Below are 19,769 nucleotides of genomic sequence, written 5' to 3'. Positions count from 1 at the left end.
CCCGTCAGCCGTGCAGCGCATCCCGCAGTACGGCCATGGCCTTCTCGAACGCCTCCGTGGTCGCGGGCACCACACCGACATATCCGAGATAGCCGTGCACCAGGGTCTTGGCGTTGTCCAGCTGCACCGGAACGCCTGCTGCACCGAGCATCTCGGCATAGCGAATGCCGTCGTCACGCAACGGGTCATGCCCGGCCACCGCAATATAGGCCGGTGCGAGTCCGGACAGGTCGGCCGCGCGGGCAGGCACCAGCGTGGCCGGCGGGTCGGACAGGTCGACGTGACCGGCATACCAGCGGGAGAACCCTGTGACGGCGTCGAGTCCCAGGATCGGTGCGTTGGCGTTCTCGGTGAACGACGGCAGGCTGGTGTCCCATGTGGTCGCCGGGTACCAGAGCAGCTGGAGGCGCAGCGCGGGAGCGCCCGCGTCTCGGGCCAGCTGCGCCACGACGGCGCTGAGGTTGCCACCCGCCGAATCCCCGGCGACGGCCATCCGGTCCGCATCGACACCCAACTCCGCGGCGTTGGCGGCCACCCACTGCGTCACGGCCCACACGTCGTCGACGGCGGCCGGGTACGGGTGCTCAGGGGCCAACCGGTAGTCCACCGACACCACCACCGCGTCGGCGCCCACGGCGTGCTGGCGGGCCGTACCGTCGTAGCTGTCCAGGTCGCCCAGTGCCCAGCCGCCACCGTGGATGAACACGATGACCGGCGCCGTCGTACCGTCGGCGGTTGGCGGCCGGTACACCCGGACCGGGACCGGGCCGGCCGGCCCCGGAACCTCACGGTCCTCGGTCTTCACCTCGGGATGGACCGGCATCCGCGGAATCTCACTGAACTGGCGACGGGCCTCTTCGACACCTATGTCGGTCGACAGTTGGAACGGCACTGCCTCCAGTACCTTCTGCAGGATGGCATCAACAGCTGGTAACGCGTCAGCAACGGGCATTCCGCAACCGTACGCACACCGCGTCACGGTGTGGTTGTGGGTGGTGGCCGCGGTGGTTGCGGCGGCTTACGGGGTGTTCCTGATCGTCACTGCGATGCGGTTGCCGACAGGAGCGGATCTGACCGGTCAATTCACCCTCCAGCCTGCGGTGAAGGCGCTTGCGGCGGTCCTGCTGGCCGGGGCCGCGGTGGCCCACCCGATCGTTCGGGAACGCCGCTGGCTGGTCGGTGCGCTGCTGTTCTCGGCGCTCGGCGACTTCCTGCTCGCCATCCCGTGGTGGGAGCCGTCCTTCGTGCTGGGACTGGCGGCGTTCCTGGTCGCGCATCTGTGCTTCCTGGGCGCGCTGGTGCCGCTGGCGCGGCGGTCGACCCCGCGGCTGATCGCCGTCGCCGTCACCGTCCTCGCGTGCCTGGCGCTGCTGACGTGGTTCTGGCCCCGCCTCGTCGAGCAGGGGATGGCTGTGCCGGTGGTCGCCTACATCGCGGTGCTCGGAGCCATGGTGTGCGCGGCGCTGCTGGCCCGGCTGCCCACGCCGTGGACTGCACTCGGGGCCGTGTGTTTCGCCGTGTCGGACGCGATGATCGGCATCAGCCAGTTCGTCCGCGGTGACCAGTTGCTCGCGGTCCCGATCTGGTGGGGCTACGCGGCGTCGCTGGTACTGATCACGGCGGGCCTCTTCTTCGGGCGCGCGACACCACCGCCTGCTAAACCTGCACCGTGACCATCACCCGCCGCGCCGCCGAGCATGAGCCCATCGCGCGGGTGCTTCCTCTACTCACCGTTCCGCACCTGGACCGGGAGTTCGACTATCTGGTGTCGGAGGAACAGTCCGACGACGCCCAGCCCGGCGTGCGGGTCCGGGTGCGCTTCAACGGCAGGCTGGTCGACGCATATCTGCTGGAGCGACGGTCCGACACCGAGCACACCGGCAAGCTCGGCTGGCTGGATCGCGTGGTCTCGCCCGAGCCGGTCCTCACCCCGGAGATCCGTCGGCTCGTCGACGCCGTCGCGGCGCGGTACGCCGGAACCCGCGCGGACGTGCTGCGTCTGGCGGTCCCGCCACGTCACGCCAGGGTCGAGAAGCAGACGCCCGAGGAGCCGGATCCGGTCGCGGCGATGCCGGTCGACACCAGTGCCTGGGCCCGCTACGGCCGCGGCGAACAGTTCCTGACCGCAGTGGGCGAGGGCCGTGCCGCCCGGGCGGTGTGGCAGGCGCTGCCCGGGGAGAACTGGGCGCACCGGCTGGCCGAGGCCGCCGCGATGGCGATGAACGCGGGACTGGGCGTGGTGGCGGTGGTGCCCGATCAGCGCGATGTGGACGCGCTGTACGCCGCGGCCACCGAACAGGTGCCCGAGTCGCGGGTGGTCGCATTGTCGGCCGGGCTGGGCCCGTCCGCCCGCTACCGCCGTTGGCTGTCGGTGCTGCGCGGGCAGGCCCAGCTGGTGATCGGCACCCGCAGCGCCGTGTTCGCCCCGGTGGCCAACCTCGGGCTGGTCCTGGTGTGGGACGACGGCGACGACAACCTCGCCGAGCCGCGCGCGCCCTATCCGCATGCCCGTGAGGTCGCCATGCTGCGCGCCCATCAGCTGCGCTGCGCCGCGATCATCGGTGGCTACGCGCGCACCGCCGAGGCGCAGGCGCTGGTGCGGACCCGCTGGGCACACGATGTGGTGGCGGCTCGGCCGGTGGTCCGGGCCGCCGCGCCGCGCGTCGTCGCCTTGGAAGACAGCGGCTACGCGCAGGAACGCGATCCGGCAGCCCACAGTGCGCGGCTGCCGTCCATGGCGCTGCAGGCGGCCCGCTCGGCCTTGCAGGCGCAGCACCCGGTACTCATCCAGGTTCCGCGGCGCGGGTACGTGCCCGCGCTGGCCTGTGCGCGGTGCCGCGCCGTGACCCGATGCAGGCACTGCACCGGCCCGCTGTCCCTGCCGGACCGGGGCAGCGCAGCCGCGGAATGCCGGTGGTGCGGCCGGGCCGAACCCGCATTGCGTTGTGCCCGTTGCGGTTCGGATGCGGTGAGGGCGGTCGTGGTGGGCGCGCGACGCACCGCCGAAGAGTTGGGTAGGGCATTTCCCGGCACCTCGGTGATCACCTCGGGTGGCGACTCGGTGGTCGGTGCGGTGAAGGCCGGCCCGGCCCTGGTGGTCAGCACCCCCGGCGCCGAACCTGTGGCCGACGGTGGTTACGGCGCGGCCCTGTTGCTCGACGCGTGGGCGCTGCTGGGCCGGCAGGATCTGCGCGCCGCGGAGGACACGATGCGCCGGTGGATGGCGGCGGCGGCCCTGGTCCGGCCCCGAACCGACGGGGGTGTGGTGGCGGTGGTGGCGGAGTCGGCGATCGCCACCGTGCAGGCGCTGATCCGATGGGACCCGGTCGGGCATGCGGATGCCGAACTCGACGGCCGTGGCGAGGTCGGACTGCCACCCGCGGTACACATGGCCGCCATCGACGGAACGACCGCGGCGGTCGAGGCCCTGCTCGAGACGGCGCAGCTGCCCGATGTCGCAGAAATCCTCGGGCCGGTGGAACTTCCCGTCGGTGCACGCAGGCCACCGGGCCTGGGCGCCGATGCCGAGGTGAGTCGGATGCTGGTCCGGGTGCCGCGGGGCGGGGGTCTGGAGTTGGCGGCCGCGCTCCGCCGGGCCACCGCGGTGCTCAGTGCGCGCAAGGATCAGCAACCATGTCGTATCCAAATCGACCCTCTGCACATCGGGTAAGGCGGATACTTCACCCGTTGTCGGTGAGTGCCGAATCAGGAGGCTGCGATGCGCCGGGTGGGGTCGTGGTTGTTTACGTTGGGGCTCATTGCCTTTGGCCTGCTGTGGCCGCTGCTGTTCACCGGCGGGTCGGGATCGGGAACAGCCGCGGGCCCTGCCGATCCCGTGGTGATCACCGAATACCGGGCGGATTTCACGGTCGACGCCGACGGACGGATGACCGCGGTCGAGACCATCACCGGCGATTTCCCCAGCGGCCGGCACGGCATCTTCCGCTACTGGGACGTGGCCAACCAGAACAATTCCCGGCTCCGGCAGGTGCCCGACATCACGTCGGTCACGATGGATGGTGTGCCGATGGCCTACGAGCTCCTGTGGGAGAGGGGCAACCGGTTCCGGGTCGCCAAGATCGGTGACCCCGCCACCACCCTGGACTGGGGCAGCCACGTCTTCGAGATCCGCTACAGCATCGACGGTGTCCTCGACCCGGGCTCTGTGGGACTGAGCCGTCAGTTCGCCTCGAACACCGGTGACCCCGCTGCCCGGTCGGCCTTCTACTGGAACGTCATCGCGCCGGCGTGGAACAACACGATCGAGCGGGCCGACATCTCGGTCACCCTGCCCGCCGAGATCACCGGGGCCGGTTGCAGTGTGGGATTCGGTGTCGGCAGCGGCTGTACGGATCTGCGCACCGAAGGCAACACCGTGCGGCTGGTGGCCACCGGCCTTCAGCCGCACACCCCGGTGACGCTGCGCGCCGGGGTCGACGTGGCGACACCGCCGCAGACGGTCCTGCCCTGGCCCTACACATGGGACCGGATCCTGGGGCGGTCGATCACCGCACTGGTCTGGGTCGCCCTGCTGACCGTCGGCATGGGATTCCTCGCGTACTTCTGGTCGCGGACCACCGTCGAACCGGCACCGGGATTCCCGGTGCAGTACGCGCCGCCGGAAGGGCTCGGGCCGGTGCAGACCGAGTACATCCGCACCGAGACCGTCCCCAAGAACGGGTTGAGCGCGACGCTGTTCCATCTCGCCGAGCGGGGACTCGTGGAGCTGCGGCAGGTCAGTGACAAGCACTGGAAGATCAAAGGTCTCGCGAAGCCGGCAGAGTGGGCCGGCGTCGATCCGGTCGGCATCGACGTAGGTGCCGCGCTCAAGGTGATGTCGGTGGGTGCGGAATTCTCCGCGAAGAACACCGCGACGTCGGGCAAGAAGCTGAGCAAGGCCAAAGCCGACATGGCTGTGGCCGTACGCAAGTGGGCGTTCGACGGCGGCTTCATGGTCAAGCGCCGCAAGGAACTGTGGGTTCGCGTCGCCAACGTGGTGGCGTTCTTCGCGGCGCTGGCCGGTTTCTTCCTCTTGTTCGGAATTCCGATGACTTTGTGGGGATTGCCCTTCGCGGTGTTCTTCCTGTGTTCACTGCGCGGCTGGCGTGGGGGTGTGGGGACCCGCCGGACTCCGGCAGGCCGGGAGCTGTGGTCGCGGGCAGAGGGATTTCACCGTCTGCTCTCCACCGATTCGGCCGAGACGAGGTTCGACTTCGCCGCCCGAAAAGACCTCTACCTGGCCTACATTCCTTTCGCGGTGGCCGGCGGTGCCGCGGCGCTGTGGGCCAAGAAGTATCAGGACACCATGGGTGCGGCTGCACCCCAGCCAAATTGGTACAACTCATCGTCGTCCTCGTCCGACAGCAGCCACGGTTTCAGCGGCGGATCCAGCGGTCCGGACTTCGACAGTTTCGAATCAGCACTATCGTCGTCGATCGGGGCGTACACCGCCTCGCAATCGTCGTCCTCCTCTTCGTCGGGCGGCGGGTCGTCGTCCGGTGGAGGTGGCGGCGGAGGCGGCGGCGGCGGAGGTGGGGGAGGTGGCGGCTCATGGTGAGGCTGCTGTTGGTCGTGGTGCTGATACTGGCCGTGGCGGTACTGGTGGGCTTCGTCGTCGGCTACAACAAGCTGCGGGCAGCCGACGTGCGGGTCGCCGAGGCGTTGAGCGGCATCGACGTCGAGTTGACCCGCCGGGCCGCGCTGATCCCGGCGCTGGTGCAGACCGTGGCGACGTTCGCCACACACGAGACGGCGGTGCTCGGCCGGGTCAGCAGTGCCCAGGCGGCGCTGACCTCGGCGACCGGAGGAGCCTCAGTGGTACAGCGCAGCGCCGCCGAACGGGATCTCGACTCGGCGCTGAGCGGGGTGCTGGCGCTGGGATCGTCCTACCCGCAACTCAATTCGTCGAACAACTTCCTGAATCTGCAGGAGAACCTGGCCGACACCGAGAACAAGCTGGCGTTCGCCCGGCAGTACTACAACGATGCGGTGGCCACCCTCAACCGGCTGGTCGGAACGATCCCGTGGGTGTATCTGGCCCCGCTGGCCGGGGTGTCGGAGCGGGAGTATTACCGCTCGCCCCAATAAGCTTCGAGGCCCCAGGCGGACTCACCTGAGCTCGCCGAAAAACTTTGGTCACTTTGGTCACGTCAGTCCCAAACTCAGGTGTTTCTGTCGGGGTGTCGAACTAGCGTTCGAATCATGGTGGTCGGGTTGGTGCTGAGCCGGGACGCGGTGCAGACAGCGCTGGTCGGCCACCGCGCCGCGACCGCGTCGCTGGTTGATGCCGATTTCACCGCGTTCGACACCGCGGAGTTGTTGGCGCTGCAGTCCGAGCGGGAGCGGCTCGCCCGTACCGAGGCTATGATCGATCACCGGATCCAGGCCGCTCTGATGGCTCGTGCCGCCCCGCACGAGATCGGGGGCAAGTCCTGGAAGGATGTACTGGCCTCCCGGATGCGGATCAGCGGCAGGGAAGCCTCCCGCCGGGTGGCCGCAGCCGCCGCCTTGGGGCCGCGGTATGCCGTCGGCGGTGAGGTGTTGGAGCCGCTGTTTCCCGCCTGCGCCGAGGCGCTGCTGGCGGGCACGATCAACACCGAACACATCACGATCATCCGTGACACCGTGGCCAAGGCCGAAAAGTACGTCAGCATCGCCGAACTCGGCCAGATCGAATCGGACCTGGTGGCCGCCGCGACGCGCGACACGCCCGAAACCTTGAAGGCCGCCGCCGAGAAACTGCTGTATCTGCTCAATCAGGACGGCGACTCGCCTGATGTCGCGGCGCACCTGCGTGGGCTGCGGATCGGCACGCAGGACGCTGACGGGCTGGTGCATGTCCAGGGCTGGCTGGATCCCGAGACGGCGTCGTATCTGACTACGGTCACCGGTGTGTGGGGTGCGCCGGGTATCAACAACCCAGCCGATCCCGAACCGGTCCACAACCCCACACCGAACCCGCTCGACGACCAGGCCGACACCCCCGGCCCCGATGCTGAGCCCGGCGTGCCCGGGCCTGATGTGAGCGACTCCGAGGCCGTCGATGTCATTGATGAGGAGTCTGAACTCGACGCCTGCGAGGAGCAGCAGACCTCTCATGAGCAGGACACCGCTCAGGCTCAGCACGACCAGCAGGCTGCCGCCGCACGGGACACTCGAACCCAGGCGCAGCGCAACCACGACGCGCTCAAAGCGGTGCTGCGCGAAGTGCTGATGTCCAAACGGCTCGGTCAGTATGGCGGTCTGCCGGTCACGGTGGTGGTCTCCACGACCCTGGCCGAACTGGAGGCCGGCGCCGGCATCGCGGTCACCGGCTCGGGGCTGTGGATGCCCATGGCCGACTTGATCAGGCTGGCAGAGCACAGCTTCCACTACCTCACCGTCTACAAACACCACACCGCCGAACCGCTCTACATGGCTCGCACCAAACGATTGGCCACCAAAGCCCAACGCCTGCTGCTCTACAACCGTGACCGCGGCTGCACCCGCCCGGGATGCACTGCAGCGGCCGACCGTTGCGAGGTCCACCACGCCAAAGCCGACTGGCAACACGGCGGGCAGACCGATGCCCCCGACCTCGGCCTGGGCTGCGGACCCGACAACCGCTTGGTCGGACTCGGCTGGACGACCAGCGTCGACCCCGACACCGGTCGCGTCCACTGGCACCCACCACCCCTGATGGATACCGGCCAAGACACCGTCAACCACCACTTCCACCCCGAGGAGCTCCTCGTTCCTCCGGACGAAGCTGACGACGGGTAGAAACCGCCCGCTCAATCACAACCACGCTGACGCGCAGCATGATTGAAATCACCCATGTGCGGAATCGTGCCCGTGAACGCGGCTCTGCGATAGCGCTGAGAACATCCGGATGCAAGACCGCCGATTCGACATCGATGAGTCGACGCATTAGGGCCGCACCGCCCTGGCTCCCTAAACTGGATCGGTGCGCCTCGTCTTTGCCGGAACTCCAGAGCCCGCCCTCCCGTCGTTGCAGCGGCTGATCGACTCGCCCCGCCACGATGTGGTCGCGGTGCTGACCCGGCCCGACGCCGCCGCCGGGCGGCGGGGCAAGCCCGCTCCGTCACCGGTCGCGAAGCTGGCCCTTGAGCACGACATACCGGTGCTCCGGCCGGCCAAGCCCAATTCCGACGAGTTCATCGCCGAGCTGTCCGAGCTGGCACCCGACTGCTGTGCCGTCGTCGCCTATGGAGCGCTGCTGAGTGAACGGCTGCTCGCGGTGCCCCCGCACGGGTGGGTCAACCTCCACTTCTCGTTGCTGCCGGCCTGGCGCGGTGCGGCACCGGTACAGGCCTCCCTCGCCGCCGGTGACGAGGTGACCGGAGCGACGACATTCCTGATCGAGCCTGCCCTCGACTCCGGGCCCGTCTACGGCGTGGTCACCGAGCGGGTGCGCGACACCGACACCGCGGGAGAACTGCTTGGGAGACTTGCTGATTCGGGCGCGGCACTGCTGGAATCCACCATGGACGGCATCGCCGAGGGGGCGCTGACCGCGGTGCCGCAGCCGGCTGACGGAATGAGCCTGGCGCCCAAGATCACCGTGGAGTCGGCCCGGGTGCGCTGGGACCTGCCGGCCCACGTCATCGACCGGCAGGTCCGTGCGGTCACCCCGAATCCCGGCGCCTGGACGATGATCGGGGACCTCCGCGTCAAGGTCGGTCCGGTCACGGTGGATCAATCGGGAGATTCGTTGGCGCCCGGGGAAATCCGGGTCGAACGCAATGCCGTGCTGGTCGGTACCGGCTCGCAACCGGTCCGACTGGGTCAGATCCAGCCGCCGGGAAAGAAACTCATGAACGCCGCTGACTGGGCCCGCGGCGCGCGGTTGGAGGAATCGGTGCGCGCATCATGAGCAGGCCCTCGAACTCACCGAACCGACCGAACCGGCCCAACCGACCGAACCGCCAGCACCGGCGGACCCCGCTGGATCCGGCCCGCAGGGCGGCGTTCGACGTGCTGCGTGCGGTCTCGGAGCGCGACTCCTACGCCAACCTGGCCCTGCCCGCACTGCTGCGGGAACGGGGGATCGAGGGCCGCGACGCCGCCTTCGCCACCGAGCTGACCTACGGCGCCTGCCGGACCCGGGGGCTGCTCGACGCGGTCATCACCGCCGCGGCCGGGCGCCCGCCCGAGCGGATCGATCCGGTGCTGCTCGACCTGTTGCGGTTGGGCGCCTATCAGCTGCTGCGCACCCGGGTCGAACCGCACGCCGCGGTATCCACCACCGTCGAGCAGGCCGGAATCGAATTCGACACGGCCCGAGCCGGTTTCGTCAACGGCGTGCTTCGGACGATCTCGCGCAGCACCGAGCAGGAATGGACGCAGCAACTGGCGCCGCCGGCGGCCACCGACCCGGTCGGGCACGCCGCGTTCCTGCACGCCCACCCGCGGTGGATAGCCCAGGCCTTCACCGATGCGCTCGGCGCCCGGGCCGGTGAACTCGACGCCCTGCTGACCAGTGACGACGAACGCCCACTGGTCCATCTGGCGGCACGGCCCACCGCGCTCACCGCGGCCGAGCTGGCCGCACAGTCCGACGGCACCGTGGGCCGCTACTCGCCGTACGCGGTGTACCTGCCGGGCGGTGATCCCGGACAGTTGGCGGCCGTGCGCGACGGTGCCGCCCAGGTGCAGGACGAGGGCAGCCAGCTGGTGGCCCGCGCCCTGACCCTGGCCGAACTCGACGGCCCGGACAACGGTCGCTGGCTGGATCTGTGTGCGGGGCCGGGCGGTAAGACCGCGCTGCTGGCCGCCATCGGTGCGGCCTCGGGTGCCCGGGTCACCGCTGTCGAGCCCGCGCCGCGCCGTGCCGATCTGGTCGAGGAGAACACGCGAGGTCTCGACGTCGACGTGCGTCGGGTGGACGGTCGGGAATCGGGCCTGGAGGCCGGATTCGACCGGGTCCTCGTCGATGCCCCCTGCACCGGTCTGGGAGCGCTGCGCCGCCGGCCGGAGGCCCGTTGGCGGCGCCAGCCCGGCGACGTCCCCGGACTGGCCAAACTGCAGCGCGAACTGCTCGCCGCGGCCATCGCGCTGACCCGTCCCGGCGGTGTGGTCCTGTACGCGACGTGTTCGCCGCACCTGGCCGAGACGGTCGGGGTGGTGGCCGACGCGGTGCGCCGGCATCCGGTGACCCAGCTGGACACCCGGGAGTTGTTTGCCCCGGCCGACGACCTCGGCGACGGACCGCACGTCCAGCTGTGGCCGCACCGGCACGGGACCGATGCGATGTTCGCTGCTGCTCTGAAAGTAGGCTGACCGCCATGGCAGAACCCCTGATCGCCCCGTCCATCCTGTCCGCTGACTTCGCGCGGCTGTCCGATGAGGTCGCCGCGGTGGCCGGGGCCGACTGGCTGCACGTCGACGTCATGGACAACCACTTCGTGCCCAACCTCACGTTGGGCCTGCCGGTGGTGGAGTCCCTGCTCAAGGCGACCGACATCCCGATGGACTGCCACCTGATGATCGACCAACCCGAACGCTGGGCGCCGCCGTACGCCGAAGCGGGCGCCTACAACGTCACGTTCCACGCGGAGGCCACCGACAACCCGATCGGTGTGGCCCGCGATATCCGGGCCGCCGGTGCCAAGGCCGGGCTGTCGGTGAAGCCGGGCACCCCGTTGGAGCCCTACCTGGAGATCCTGAAGGAGTTCGACACCCTGCTGGTGATGTCGGTGGAGCCCGGGTTCGGTGGGCAGAAGTTCATCCCGGAGGTGCTCGCCAAGGTGGGCACCGCACGCAGGCTCGTCGATGCCGGTGAGCTGACCATCGTCGTCGAGATCGACGGCGGCATCAACGCCGACACCATCGAGCAGGCCGCCGAGGCCGGCGTGGACTGCTTCGTCGCCGGCTCCGCGGTGTACAGCGCGGCCGATCCCGCCGCCGCGGTGAAGTCCCTGCGTCAGCAGGCTGCGAGCGCCTCGAAGCATTTGACGCTATGACGCCCGAGGCCGCGATGCGGCTGGCCATCGAGCAGGCCGAACAGGTCAAGGGGTCGACATACCCGAACCCGCCGGTCGGCGCGGTGATCCTGGACCGTGACGGGCAGGTCGCCGGCGTCGGGGGCACGCAGCCCGTCGGAGGCGCGCACGCCGAGGTGATGGCGTTGCAGGCGGCCGGGGACCGGGCCGAGGGCGGCATCGCCGTCGTCACCCTGGAACCGTGCAATCACCACGGCCGCACCCCGCCATGCGTGGACGCGCTTCTGGCGGCGGGGATTTCGGCTGTCACCTTCGCCGTGTCCGATCCCAACCCCACAGCCGAGGGGGGAGCGCGGCGACTCGCCGAGGCCGGTGTCGCGGTGAGCGCCGGGGTGCTCGCGGACGAGGTCGAAAAGGGCCCGCTGCGCGAGTGGCTGCACAAGCAGCGCACCGGATTGCCGCATGTCACATGGAAATTCGCGACGAGTGTGGACGGCCGCAGTGCCGCCGCCGACGGTTCCAGCCAGTGGATCACCAGTGAGGCGGCCCGGGCGGACGTTCATCGCAAGCGGGCCGCGGCCGATGCGATCGTGGTCGGCACCGGGACGGTGTTCGTCGACGATCCGACGTTGACGGCGCGCCGGGCAGACGGCACGCTGACCGGGCATCAGCCCCTGCGGGTCGTGGTGGGTATGCGCGAGGTGTCGCCGGATGCCAAGGTGCTCAACGATGATTCGCACACGATGCTGATCCGCACGCATGATCCGCACGAGGTGATGCGGTCGCTCGGTGACCGGACCGATGTGCTCCTGGAGGGCGGGCCGACCCTGGCCGGGGCATTCCTGCGGGCAGGCGTCGTCAATCGGATCCTGGCCTACGTGGCGCCGATCCTGCTGGGTGGGCCGATCACCGCGGTGGACGACATCGGGGTGCCGAGCATCGGGCACGCCCAGCGGTGGGGGTTCGACGGCATCACCGCCATCGGGCCGGATGTTCGCCTGAGCCTGGTACCCAACTGATAGCAGGCTTTCAGTAGGTAGCCAGCTCTAGTTAGGGTGACCTAAGTTACGCTTGCGAAATACCGGGCATTGTCAGTCATGATCGGTACACTCGTACCAAAGCGCGTTCGCTGCCGAATGTGCGCCGGTGAACACGAGCAAAGGACGCGAGCATGACTGCACTGCAGGATTGGCTCCCCAGCACATCATTGACCCCCCGCACGCTCCGCGCGCTGGTGCGCGCTCCGCTTCGCCTCGTGTTGCCCAGCCGGCCGGTTGAGGCCGACCGGGCACCACGTTTGCTGAGCCCCGGGGTTGAACGCTGCTGAACCGGATCAGCTCGATCGATGGCGTCCCGGCGGCTGGTCGGTGCCCTGGGCCTCCGGGTCGGCGGACTGCACCGGAAGAACCTGCGTCGGTAGGTACAGCTGCCCGGTCGACGGGTCATCGCTCTCACCGGCGCCGAGGTTCTCGGGAGGGCCACTGAGTTCGTCGGCGTGGACGTGCCGCGCGGCGATCAGCAGGCCGAGCACCGCACCCGCAGCGCAGACGATCGCGGTGATCCCGAAAATATCGCCGTACATCGACACGTACGCCTCGCGATAGCGGGTCGCCTGAGATGCCAGCCGCTCCTGCAGCGACATCGAGCCGGTGTTGGCTGCGGCCGTCAGACCGGCCAGGTGCTGATTGAAGCGGTACAGACCCCAGGCCGACAGACCCGCCATACCGATCAGCATGCCGATCATCCGGGCCACCACGACGAATGCCGAGGCGATGCCGTGCTGGGCGGCGGGCACCACCCGCAGCGTGGCCGAGGTGAGCGGAGCGATGACCAATCCGAGTCCCAGGCCGACGATCGCCAGATCGGTGTCCAGGACCGGCAGCTGGAACAGCCCCAGGTCGTGGACCGCGTCGAGCACATCGCTCGACCACTTGGTGATCAGCCAGAACCCGCCGGCAGCGATCATCAGCCCGACGAACGTAATGATGCGATCCCCGACCCGGGTGGCGATCCAGCCACCGATCAGCGCGCCGATCGGCAGCGCGCCCAGGAACCACAGCAACAGGAACGCGGTCTCGTACTTGTCCTTACCGAGCACGCCCTGACCGAACAGTTCGACGTTGACCAGCGTGACCATCAGTGCGGCACCGGTGCACAACGAGGCGGCCAGCGCGGCCAGGAACGGCCGGAACTGCACACCCGCGGGTTCGATCAGCCGAGTGCGGGCGACCTTTTCCCACGCGAAGAACGCGACCGCGGCCACCAGCGCACCGATCAGGACCGGAAGGCCCCAGTCGGGCAGGACCTGCTTGCCGTCCGGTTCCGGGTTGTAGAGGCCGACAACGGCCAGGCCCAACGCGATCGCCAGCAGGACGCCGCCGATGACGTCGACCTTCTCGGGATGGTCGCTCGGTTCCTTGCCCGGCAGGCTGAAGTGGATCATCACCATGGCGATGACGGCCAGCGGCACATTGATCCAGAACACGGCCTGCCAGTGATGGAACAGGGCCACCGCGCCGATGCCGTAGAGCGGGCCCAGGACACTGCCGAATTCCTGCGCGGCGCCGACGCCGCCCAGCACGGCTGCCCGATTGCGCGCGGCCCACAGGTCGGCGGCCAGCGCCAGGGTCACCGGGAGCAGCGCGCCGCTCGCGGTGCCCTGCACCACGCGGCCGATGACCAGCATGGTCAGATCGCCCGACAGCGCGGTGATCACCGAGCCGATCGCGAAACCGGCCAGACCGACCTGGATCAGCATCTTGCGCCCGAACCGGTCGGAAGCCCGGCCCAGCAGCGGCATGGCCGCGATATAGCCCAGCAGATAGCCGGTGATGATGGGTGTGACCTGCTGGATCTTGTTGATCGCGATGCCGACGTCGGACATGATGTCGGTCATGATCGTGACCACGACGTAGGTGTCGAGGGCACCGAGCAGCACGGCGAGACTGCCCGCGCTGATCGCGATGTGGCGGTTGCGGCCGGATTTCACCGACTCCGCGGCCTGCATCAGGACGCGGGCTTGGTGACGGTGACCTGCTTGCCCCAGTCAGACAGGGTCATGGTGACGCTGTTTCCGGGGGTGGGTTCGAGCTTGGCCTGCAGCAGGGCGTGGTCGCCGTCTTCCTTGATCCACGCCGTAGCGGGGACCGGGCCCTCCGCCTTGAGCTGCGGGGCGATCTTGTTGACGGCGTCGGCGCTGACCGTGCCGGTCACGCGGACGCCTTCGGTGCCGTTGACCGACTCACGGCCGTCGGCCTTGGGGTCGGTGAAGCTCGACAGCACGTTGGCCAGGCCCAGATCGGGGTTCAGGATGGTCGACACGTCGTAGATCTTCTCCGCGGGTCCGTAGTCGGACAGCGGATCGCCTGCGGTCAGCGCGGCATACAGATTGCCCTCGGCGACCACGAACTTCGCGTCGGCTATCTTCTGGCCGAAGGCGTTGAGGTCGACGGTTCCCTCGGCGGCCACGGCCGGCGTGTTGGTCAGGTCGCCGTCGAGCTTCTCCACGGGAAGACCCTTGATGGTGCCCTGCACGGTCAGCAGCAGATGCACGCTCTGCTGGGCCTTGGTGGTGGCTGCGGATTGCTGAAGCAGCGTGGCCGCGTCGGGCAGCGGGGCATTCGACTTCTCAGAAGACGACGAGCAGCCCGCGACCAGCGCGGCGGCTGCGAAGAGGATTGCGAGTAAGGACTGGACTGCGAAGCGTGGGCGCGTCTGCATTACTGCATCGTAGAGGCTCGCGGCAGCCGGGCGTTTTCTCCAACTCCTACTCGGGCCGAATAGTCTGGTCGGCGTGTTCACCGGAATCGTTGAAGAGCTGGGTGTCCTGGTCGACAAGGCGGAGCTGACGGATGCCGCCAGATTCACCATTCGCGGCCCCGTGGTCACCGCCGACGCCGGTCACGGCGACTCGATCGCGGTGAACGGGGTCTGCCTGACCGTGGTGGACGTGTTGCCCGACGGCGCGTTCACCGCCGACGTCATGGGGGAGACGCTGAACCGGTCGAGTCTGGGTGGGGTCGGAGTGGGCAGCCAGGTCAACCTGGAACGGGCCGCCGCGGTGAACAGCCGCCTCGGCGGCCACATCGTGCAGGGCCACGTCGACGGCACCGGCACTGTGATCTCCCGCACGCCCTTCGACCACTGGGAAGTGGTCCGCATCGGCCTGCCCGGCGCGTTGTCGCGCTATGTCGTCGAGAAGGGGTCGATCACCGTCGACGGGGTCTCGTTGACGGTGTCCGCGGTGGGTGACGACTGGTTCGAGGTGTCGCTGATCCCCACCACGCGTGAGCTGACCACGTTGGGCCAGGCGAGCGTCGGGACGACCGTCAATCTCGAGGTCGACATCATCGCCAAATACGTGGAACGGCTGATGGCCGGTCCCGGTGAGTAAGAGCTGGCAATAACCGCTGGATTTCGGTGGTTCATACTGGAGTCGGCGATTGGTCCCGCATTGGGGACCTGTCATTAGAACAGGCAAGGTGGCGCAGATGACCAGGCTCGATTCCGTCGAGAGGGCGATAGCCGATATCGCGGCGGGCAAAGCCGTGGTGGTGATCGACGACGAGGATCGCGAGAACGAGGGCGATCTCATCTTCGCTGCCGAGAAGGCCACCCCCGAACTCGTGGCGTTCATGGTCCGCTACACCTCGGGCTACCTGTGTGTGCCGCTCGACGGCGAGATCTGCGACCGGCTGGGCCTGCTGCCGATGTATGCGGTCAACCAGGACAAGCACGGCACCGCCTACACCGTCACGGTGGACGCGAAAAAGGATGTGGGAACCGGCATTTCGGCGTCCGACCGGGCAACCACCATGCGTGCCCTGGCCGATCCGGGTTCTGTGATCGACGATTTCACCAAGCCCGGCCATGTGGTTCCGCTGCGGGCCAAGGACGGTGGCGTGCTGCGCCGTCCCGGACACACCGAGGCCGCCGTGGACCTGGCCCGCCTGGCCGGGCTGCAGCCCGCCGGCGCGATCTGCGAGATCGTCAGCCAGAAGGACGAGGGCGACATGGCACGCACCGATGAGCTGCGTGTCTTCGCCGACGATCACGACCTGGCGCTGATCTCGATCGCCGACCTGATCGAGTGGCGGCGCAAGCACGAGAAGCACATCGAGCGCATCGCCGAGGCACGGATCCCGACCCGGCACGGCGAGTTCGTGGCGGTCGGTTACAAGAGCATCTACGAGGACGTCGAGCATGTCGCGCTGGTTCGCGGCGACATCTCCGGTCCGGCCAGCGACGGTCACGATGTCCTGGTCCGGGTGCACTCCGAATGCCTGACCGGTGACGTGTTCGGTTCCCGGCGCTGTGACTGCGGCCCGCAGCTGGATGCCGCGATGGCGATGGTGGCCCGCGAAGGCCGCGGCGTGGTGCTCTACATGCGCGGGCACGAGGGCCGCGGCATCGGCCTGATGCACAAGCTGCAGGCGTACCAGTTGCAGGACGCGGGCGAGGACACCGTCGACGCGAATCTGAAGCTCGGTCTGCCCGCCGACGCGCGCGACTACGGCATCGGCGCGCAGATCCTGGTCGACCTGGGGATCCGGTCGATGCGGTTGCTGACCAACAACCCGGCCAAGCGCGTGGGTCTGGACGGTTACGGGCTGCACATCATCGAGCGCGTGCCGCTGCCGGTGCGGGCGAACTCGGAGAACATCCGCTACCTGATGACCAAGCGGGACCGGATGGGCCACGACCTCGTCGGCCTCGAGGACTACGACGAAGCGGTCAGCATGGACGACTACGACGAGGCGGTGTACCTGCTCGGTGACCGCAGGCCGCCCAGTGCGACCGATTCGGGTTCGACCCTGTGAGCGGCCACGGAGTTCCTGATCTTCCCCAGGTGGACGCTTCGAACGTGAAGCTGGCGATCGTGGCCAGCACCTGGCACACCCAGATCTGCGATGCACTGCTCGACGGAGCGCGCAAGGTCGCCGCTGACGCCGGTATCGCCGAGCCGACGGTGGTGCGTGTGCTCGGTGCCATCGAAATCCCGGTGGTGGCACAGGCATTGGCGGCCACCCATGACGCAGTGGTGGCGTTGGGTGTGGTCATCCGCGGTCAGACCCCGCATTTCGACTACGTCTGCGATGCGGTGACGCAGGGCTTGACCCGGGTGTCACTCGATGCGTCCACACCGGTCGCCAACGGCGTGTTGACCACCGACAACGAGGCGCAGGCCCTGGACCGAGCCGGTCTCCCGGATTCCACCGAGGACAAGGGCGCTCAGGCGGCGGCAGCGGCCCTGTCCACCGCGTTGACGTTGCGCGAACTGCGCGCCAAGGCGTGACCGCGAGATGACCGACAAGAAGACTGCGGACACCTGGGACCTTGAGATCCGGCCTTACCGGACACCGTATTTCGCCTACGGTGCCGCGCTGATCATCTTCCTGGCCCACGTCGCGGTCGGCGTGCTGCTGAAGGTGGGCTCCACCGGCGTGGTCTTCCAGACCTCCGACCAGGTGGCGATCGCCCTGCTGGGAGCGATCATCGGCGCAGTGGTGCTGTTGTTCGCGCGACCGCGGCTGCGGGTCGGCTCATCGGGTGTGGCAGTCCGGAATCTGATCAGTTTCAAGGTGATTCCCTGGTCCGAGGCTCTCGGGGTGTCGTTCCCGGTCGGAGCCCGCTGGGCCCGGCTGGACCTGCCCGACGACGAGTACATCCCCGTGATGGCGATCCAGGCCATCGACAAGGACCGCGCGGTCAAGGCGATGGACGAGGTCCGGGACCTCATCGACCGCTATCGCTCAAATCTCGTCTGACCCAATCTCGTCTGACACCGCAGGATCAGCCGACGTCGCCGAGCACCACGCCTTCCCGGCGCGGATCGGCGCCGCCGATCCAGCCGTTCGGCGTTCGGACCAGGGCTGACAGGCCACTGGACTGATCCGCCAGCGAAACCTGATGGCCGAGTGCCCGCAGTCCCTCGACCAGTTGATCACGGTCGCCGTTGGCGACGGTGTCGACCAGCGGGTGTTCCCCTCCGACGTTGGTCACGGGTGTGTTGGCCGCCCCGAAGTCGATCATGGATACCGCCTGCTGTGGATCCAGGTTCCAATCCATGACGCCGACAAGGGTTTTCACGACGTACTGGATGATCACCGAGCCGCCGGGGGAGCCTGTGACCGCATACAGGGGACCGCGTTGCGGCCCGGTCTTGTCGAACACCAGGGTCGGCGCCATGGTGCTGCGCGGGCGCTTGCCGGGCTGAACCCGGTTGGGTATGGGATGGCCTTCGGCGCTGGTCGGCTCGGCGGAGAAGTCGGTGAGCTGGTTGTTCAGCAGGAAGCCGTCGACCATGTGGAACGAACCGAAGGCGGACTCGATCGTGGTGGTCAGTGACGCCGCATTGCCCTGACTGTCGATCACGCTGATCTGGCTGGTGCCGTGTTCCGGCGGGGGCGGGATGGTCATCGGCGGGGCGAAGTCCCCGGGCGCGGCTGTGCCCATCGTGTGGTTCCGGGAGATCAGGGCGGCGCGGCCGGTGAGGTAGGCGCCGCCGAGAAGTGCCTCCGGCGATCCGCCGGGGAGCGGGACGAAATCGGTGTCGGCGACGTAGCGGTCGCGGTCGGCGTACGCGAGGCGTTCGGCCTCCGAGACCAGGTGCACCCCGGTCACCGACGGATGCCCGCCGTTGAGGTCGATTCGGGCGGGTTTGTAATCGCTCATGGGAAAGTGCTCGAGTATGCCGAGGGTGGCGGCCACCGCGATGCCGCCCGACGACGGCGGAGGCATGCCGCAGACCTCGCGGCCGCGGTAGGTGGTGCACAGCGGGTCGCGCTTTTTGACGGTGTAGCCGGCGAGGTCCTGTTCGGTCATGACGCTCGGGGTGCGGCCGCCGCTGGTATCGGTCGCGGCTGCCACGACAGCGCGGGCGATGTCGCCGGTGTAGAAGGCCTGCGCACCCTCGGATGCGATGGCGCCCAAGGTTTTCGCGTAGGCCGGATTGGTCATGCGGGTGCCCACCGGCTTCGGACTGCCGTCGGGGTTGAGGAAGTAGCCGGCGGCAGCGGGGTCCACCCGGAGTTGGGCGTCGGCATCGTCGATGGCCGCGGCCAGGCGCGGGCTGATGTCGAATCCCCGGTCGGCCATCGAGACGGCCGGGTCGAACAGGTCGCGCCAGGCCTTCTTACCGAACTGGCGGTGCACGTCGTCGAGCAGGCGCACGATCCCCGGTACCCCGATGGAGCGGCCCGACGCCCGGGCGTCGGGTTTGGGGAGCGTGCGGTCGGTGTCCGAGACCCAACGCAGGTAGTTCTCGGTCGCCGCGGCGGGGGCGGTCTCACGTCCGTCATAGGCGCGCACCGCGTTGCCCGCCGCGTCGTAGTACAGCAGGAAGCCACCGCCGCCGATCCCCGAAGACTGGGGTTCGACGAGACCGAGCACTGCCTGAGCGGTCACCAGCGCGTCGGCAGCCGTGCCGCCGTCGCGCAGCACCTTGCAGGCGGCTTCGGTGGCCAGCGGATTGGCGGTGGCCACCGCGTAGGTGGCAGTGCGAACGGCTGTCATGTCGCTGCGGTAGCCGGTTCCGATTTCGGGGTTGGCGCCCAGGTCGGGGGTCGTCGGCGGTGCCGACGGTGGGGCAGGCGTCGGCGGTGCCGACGGTGGGGCAGGTGTCGGCGGTGCCGACGGTGGGACTGGGCCGGGCGGTGGCGGTGCCTGCGGCGGCCTGGGCAGCGGGGTTCCGTTGGAAAGGATCTGGCACGGCCCGGCATCGGTCCTCGCGGGGCGCCGACTGCCGTCGGCGCACCCGGCAAGGATCACGGCGACGACACTGAGCAGCGCGATGACCGAACGGGTGGACGCCAGCAACCGCACAGT

At 68.8% G+C, this 19,769-nt stretch carries 17 protein-coding genes; 13 read left to right on the top strand and 4 right to left on the bottom strand.

Going from position 1 to position 19,769, the window contains the following annotated elements; genetic code table 11:
- Positions 1-4: 4 nt before the first annotated feature.
- Positions 5-952 carry an alpha/beta hydrolase gene (locus tag ACNQR1_RS22855; RefSeq protein ID WP_418047983.1) on the bottom strand — a complete coding sequence of 316 codons (948 nt, stop codon included), beginning with the start codon at positions 950-952 and terminating at the stop codon, positions 5-7.
- Here ACNQR1_RS22855 and ACNQR1_RS22850 point away from each other — a divergent pair.
- The 9 genes from ACNQR1_RS22850 (at position 915) to ribD (ending at position 11,962) form a co-directional block, all read left to right on the top strand.
- A complete protein-coding gene (locus tag ACNQR1_RS22850) occupies positions 915-1,673 on the top strand; it encodes a lysoplasmalogenase (protein ID WP_418047982.1) in 759 nt (252 codons plus the stop codon). The two genes, ACNQR1_RS22855 and ACNQR1_RS22850, sit on opposite strands and share 38 nt — an antisense overlap.
- Positions 1,670-3,670, top strand: coding sequence for a primosomal protein N' (locus ACNQR1_RS22845; protein ID WP_418047981.1), 2,001 nt, complete (start codon positions 1,670-1,672; stop codon positions 3,668-3,670). The genes ACNQR1_RS22850 and ACNQR1_RS22845 overlap by 4 nt, the downstream gene beginning before the upstream one ends.
- 48 nt (positions 3,671-3,718) lie before the next feature.
- Positions 3,719-5,557: a DUF2207 domain-containing protein gene (locus tag ACNQR1_RS22840; RefSeq protein WP_418047980.1), complete on the top strand. Its 1,839-nt coding sequence runs from the start codon at positions 3,719-3,721 to the stop codon at positions 5,555-5,557.
- Positions 5,551-6,087, top strand: coding sequence for a LemA family protein (locus ACNQR1_RS22835; protein ID WP_418047979.1), 537 nt, complete (start codon positions 5,551-5,553; stop codon positions 6,085-6,087). Before ACNQR1_RS22840 ends, ACNQR1_RS22835 begins: the two co-directional genes overlap by 7 nt.
- A gap of 114 nt (positions 6,088-6,201) precedes the next feature.
- A complete protein-coding gene (locus ACNQR1_RS22830) occupies positions 6,202-7,761 on the top strand; it encodes a DUF222 domain-containing protein (protein WP_418047978.1) in 1,560 nt (519 codons plus the stop codon).
- Between the two features lie 184 nt (positions 7,762-7,945).
- Complete coding sequence (gene fmt / locus ACNQR1_RS22825) at positions 7,946-8,875, top strand: methionyl-tRNA formyltransferase (RefSeq protein WP_418047977.1); 930 nt, start codon at positions 7,946-7,948, stop codon at positions 8,873-8,875.
- On the top strand, positions 8,872-10,281 hold the full coding sequence (locus tag ACNQR1_RS22820) for an RsmB/NOP family class I SAM-dependent RNA methyltransferase (RefSeq protein WP_418047976.1): 1,410 nt from the start codon (positions 8,872-8,874) through the stop codon (positions 10,279-10,281). Before fmt ends, ACNQR1_RS22820 begins: the two co-directional genes overlap by 4 nt.
- A gap of 5 nt (positions 10,282-10,286) precedes the next feature.
- Positions 10,287-10,964, top strand: coding sequence for a ribulose-phosphate 3-epimerase (gene rpe, locus ACNQR1_RS22815; RefSeq protein WP_418047975.1), 678 nt, complete (start codon positions 10,287-10,289; stop codon positions 10,962-10,964).
- On the top strand, positions 10,961-11,962 hold the full coding sequence (gene ribD, locus ACNQR1_RS22810) for a bifunctional diaminohydroxyphosphoribosylaminopyrimidine deaminase/5-amino-6-(5-phosphoribosylamino)uracil reductase RibD (protein ID WP_418047974.1): 1,002 nt from the start codon (positions 10,961-10,963) through the stop codon (positions 11,960-11,962). The genes rpe and ribD overlap by 4 nt, the downstream gene beginning before the upstream one ends.
- Positions 11,963-12,276: 314 nt before the next feature.
- Here the strand turns inward: ribD and ACNQR1_RS22805 are convergent, their stop codons facing one another.
- On the bottom strand, positions 12,277-13,950 hold the full coding sequence (locus ACNQR1_RS22805) for an MFS transporter (RefSeq protein WP_418047973.1): 1,674 nt from the start codon (positions 13,948-13,950) through the stop codon (positions 12,277-12,279).
- Positions 13,950-14,663 (bottom strand): LppX_LprAFG lipoprotein, encoded by a 714-nt coding sequence (locus ACNQR1_RS22800; RefSeq protein WP_418047972.1) that lies wholly within the window; start codon positions 14,661-14,663, stop codon positions 13,950-13,952. The genes ACNQR1_RS22805 and ACNQR1_RS22800 overlap by 1 nt, the downstream gene beginning before the upstream one ends.
- Positions 14,664-14,736: 73 nt before the next feature.
- Here ACNQR1_RS22800 and ACNQR1_RS22795 point away from each other — a divergent pair, with 73 nt between their 5' ends.
- The 4 genes from ACNQR1_RS22795 to ACNQR1_RS22780 all read left to right on the top strand — a co-directional run bounded on the left by ACNQR1_RS22795 (position 14,737) and on the right by ACNQR1_RS22780 (position 17,710).
- A complete protein-coding gene (locus ACNQR1_RS22795; protein ID WP_418047971.1) occupies positions 14,737-15,336 on the top strand; it encodes a riboflavin synthase in 600 nt (199 codons plus the stop codon).
- A gap of 97 nt (positions 15,337-15,433) precedes the next feature.
- Positions 15,434-16,762, top strand: coding sequence for a bifunctional 3,4-dihydroxy-2-butanone-4-phosphate synthase/GTP cyclohydrolase II (locus tag ACNQR1_RS22790; protein ID WP_418047970.1), 1,329 nt, complete (start codon positions 15,434-15,436; stop codon positions 16,760-16,762).
- A complete protein-coding gene (gene ribH / locus ACNQR1_RS22785; protein ID WP_418047969.1) occupies positions 16,759-17,238 on the top strand; it encodes a 6,7-dimethyl-8-ribityllumazine synthase in 480 nt (159 codons plus the stop codon). Before ACNQR1_RS22790 ends, ribH begins: the two co-directional genes overlap by 4 nt.
- 7 nt (positions 17,239-17,245) lie before the next feature.
- On the top strand, positions 17,246-17,710 hold the full coding sequence (locus tag ACNQR1_RS22780) for a PH domain-containing protein (protein ID WP_418047968.1): 465 nt from the start codon (positions 17,246-17,248) through the stop codon (positions 17,708-17,710).
- Between the two features lie 25 nt (positions 17,711-17,735).
- Here ACNQR1_RS22780 and ggt read toward each other — a convergent pair whose 3' ends face one another.
- Complete coding sequence (ggt, locus tag ACNQR1_RS22775) at positions 17,736-19,760, bottom strand: gamma-glutamyltransferase (protein ID WP_418050459.1); 2,025 nt, start codon at positions 19,758-19,760, stop codon at positions 17,736-17,738.
- Positions 19,761-19,769: the final 9 nt, after the last annotated feature.

It is taken from the genome of Mycobacterium sp. 48b (genome assembly GCF_048282725.1).
Classification (GTDB): domain Bacteria; phylum Actinomycetota; class Actinomycetes; order Mycobacteriales; family Mycobacteriaceae; genus Mycobacterium.
The sequence above is the reverse complement of the archived record's forward strand: the minus strand, read 5'-3'. Positions and strand labels throughout refer to the sequence as shown.

What these genes read in the sequence shown, in the direction of transcription:
- ACNQR1_RS22850 (WP_418047982.1), top strand. Translation starts at nt 915, where the DNA reads ATGGCATCAACAGCTGGTAACGCGTCAGCAACGGGCATTCCGCAACCG.
- ACNQR1_RS22855 (WP_418047983.1), bottom strand. Translation starts at nt 952, where the DNA reads ATGCCCGTTGCTGACGCGTTACCAGCTGTTGATGCCATCCTGCAGAAG.
- ACNQR1_RS22840 (WP_418047980.1), top strand. Translation starts at nt 3,719, where the DNA reads ATGCGCCGGGTGGGGTCGTGGTTGTTTACGTTGGGGCTCATTGCCTTT.
- ACNQR1_RS22835 (WP_418047979.1), top strand. Translation starts at nt 5,551, where the DNA reads ATGGTGAGGCTGCTGTTGGTCGTGGTGCTGATACTGGCCGTGGCGGTA.
- ACNQR1_RS22830 (WP_418047978.1), top strand. Translation starts at nt 6,202, where the DNA reads ATGGTGGTCGGGTTGGTGCTGAGCCGGGACGCGGTGCAGACAGCGCTG.
- ACNQR1_RS22820 (WP_418047976.1), top strand. Translation starts at nt 8,872, where the DNA reads ATGAGCAGGCCCTCGAACTCACCGAACCGACCGAACCGGCCCAACCGA.
- rpe (WP_418047975.1), top strand. Translation starts at nt 10,287, where the DNA reads ATGGCAGAACCCCTGATCGCCCCGTCCATCCTGTCCGCTGACTTCGCG.
- ribD (WP_418047974.1), top strand. Translation starts at nt 10,961, where the DNA reads ATGACGCCCGAGGCCGCGATGCGGCTGGCCATCGAGCAGGCCGAACAG.
- ACNQR1_RS22805 (WP_418047973.1), bottom strand. Translation starts at nt 13,950, where the DNA reads ATGCAGGCCGCGGAGTCGGTGAAATCCGGCCGCAACCGCCACATCGCG.
- ACNQR1_RS22800 (WP_418047972.1), bottom strand. Translation starts at nt 14,663, where the DNA reads ATGCAGACGCGCCCACGCTTCGCAGTCCAGTCCTTACTCGCAATCCTC.
- ACNQR1_RS22790 (WP_418047970.1), top strand. Translation starts at nt 15,434, where the DNA reads ATGACCAGGCTCGATTCCGTCGAGAGGGCGATAGCCGATATCGCGGCG.
- ACNQR1_RS22780 (WP_418047968.1), top strand. Translation starts at nt 17,246, where the DNA reads ATGACCGACAAGAAGACTGCGGACACCTGGGACCTTGAGATCCGGCCT.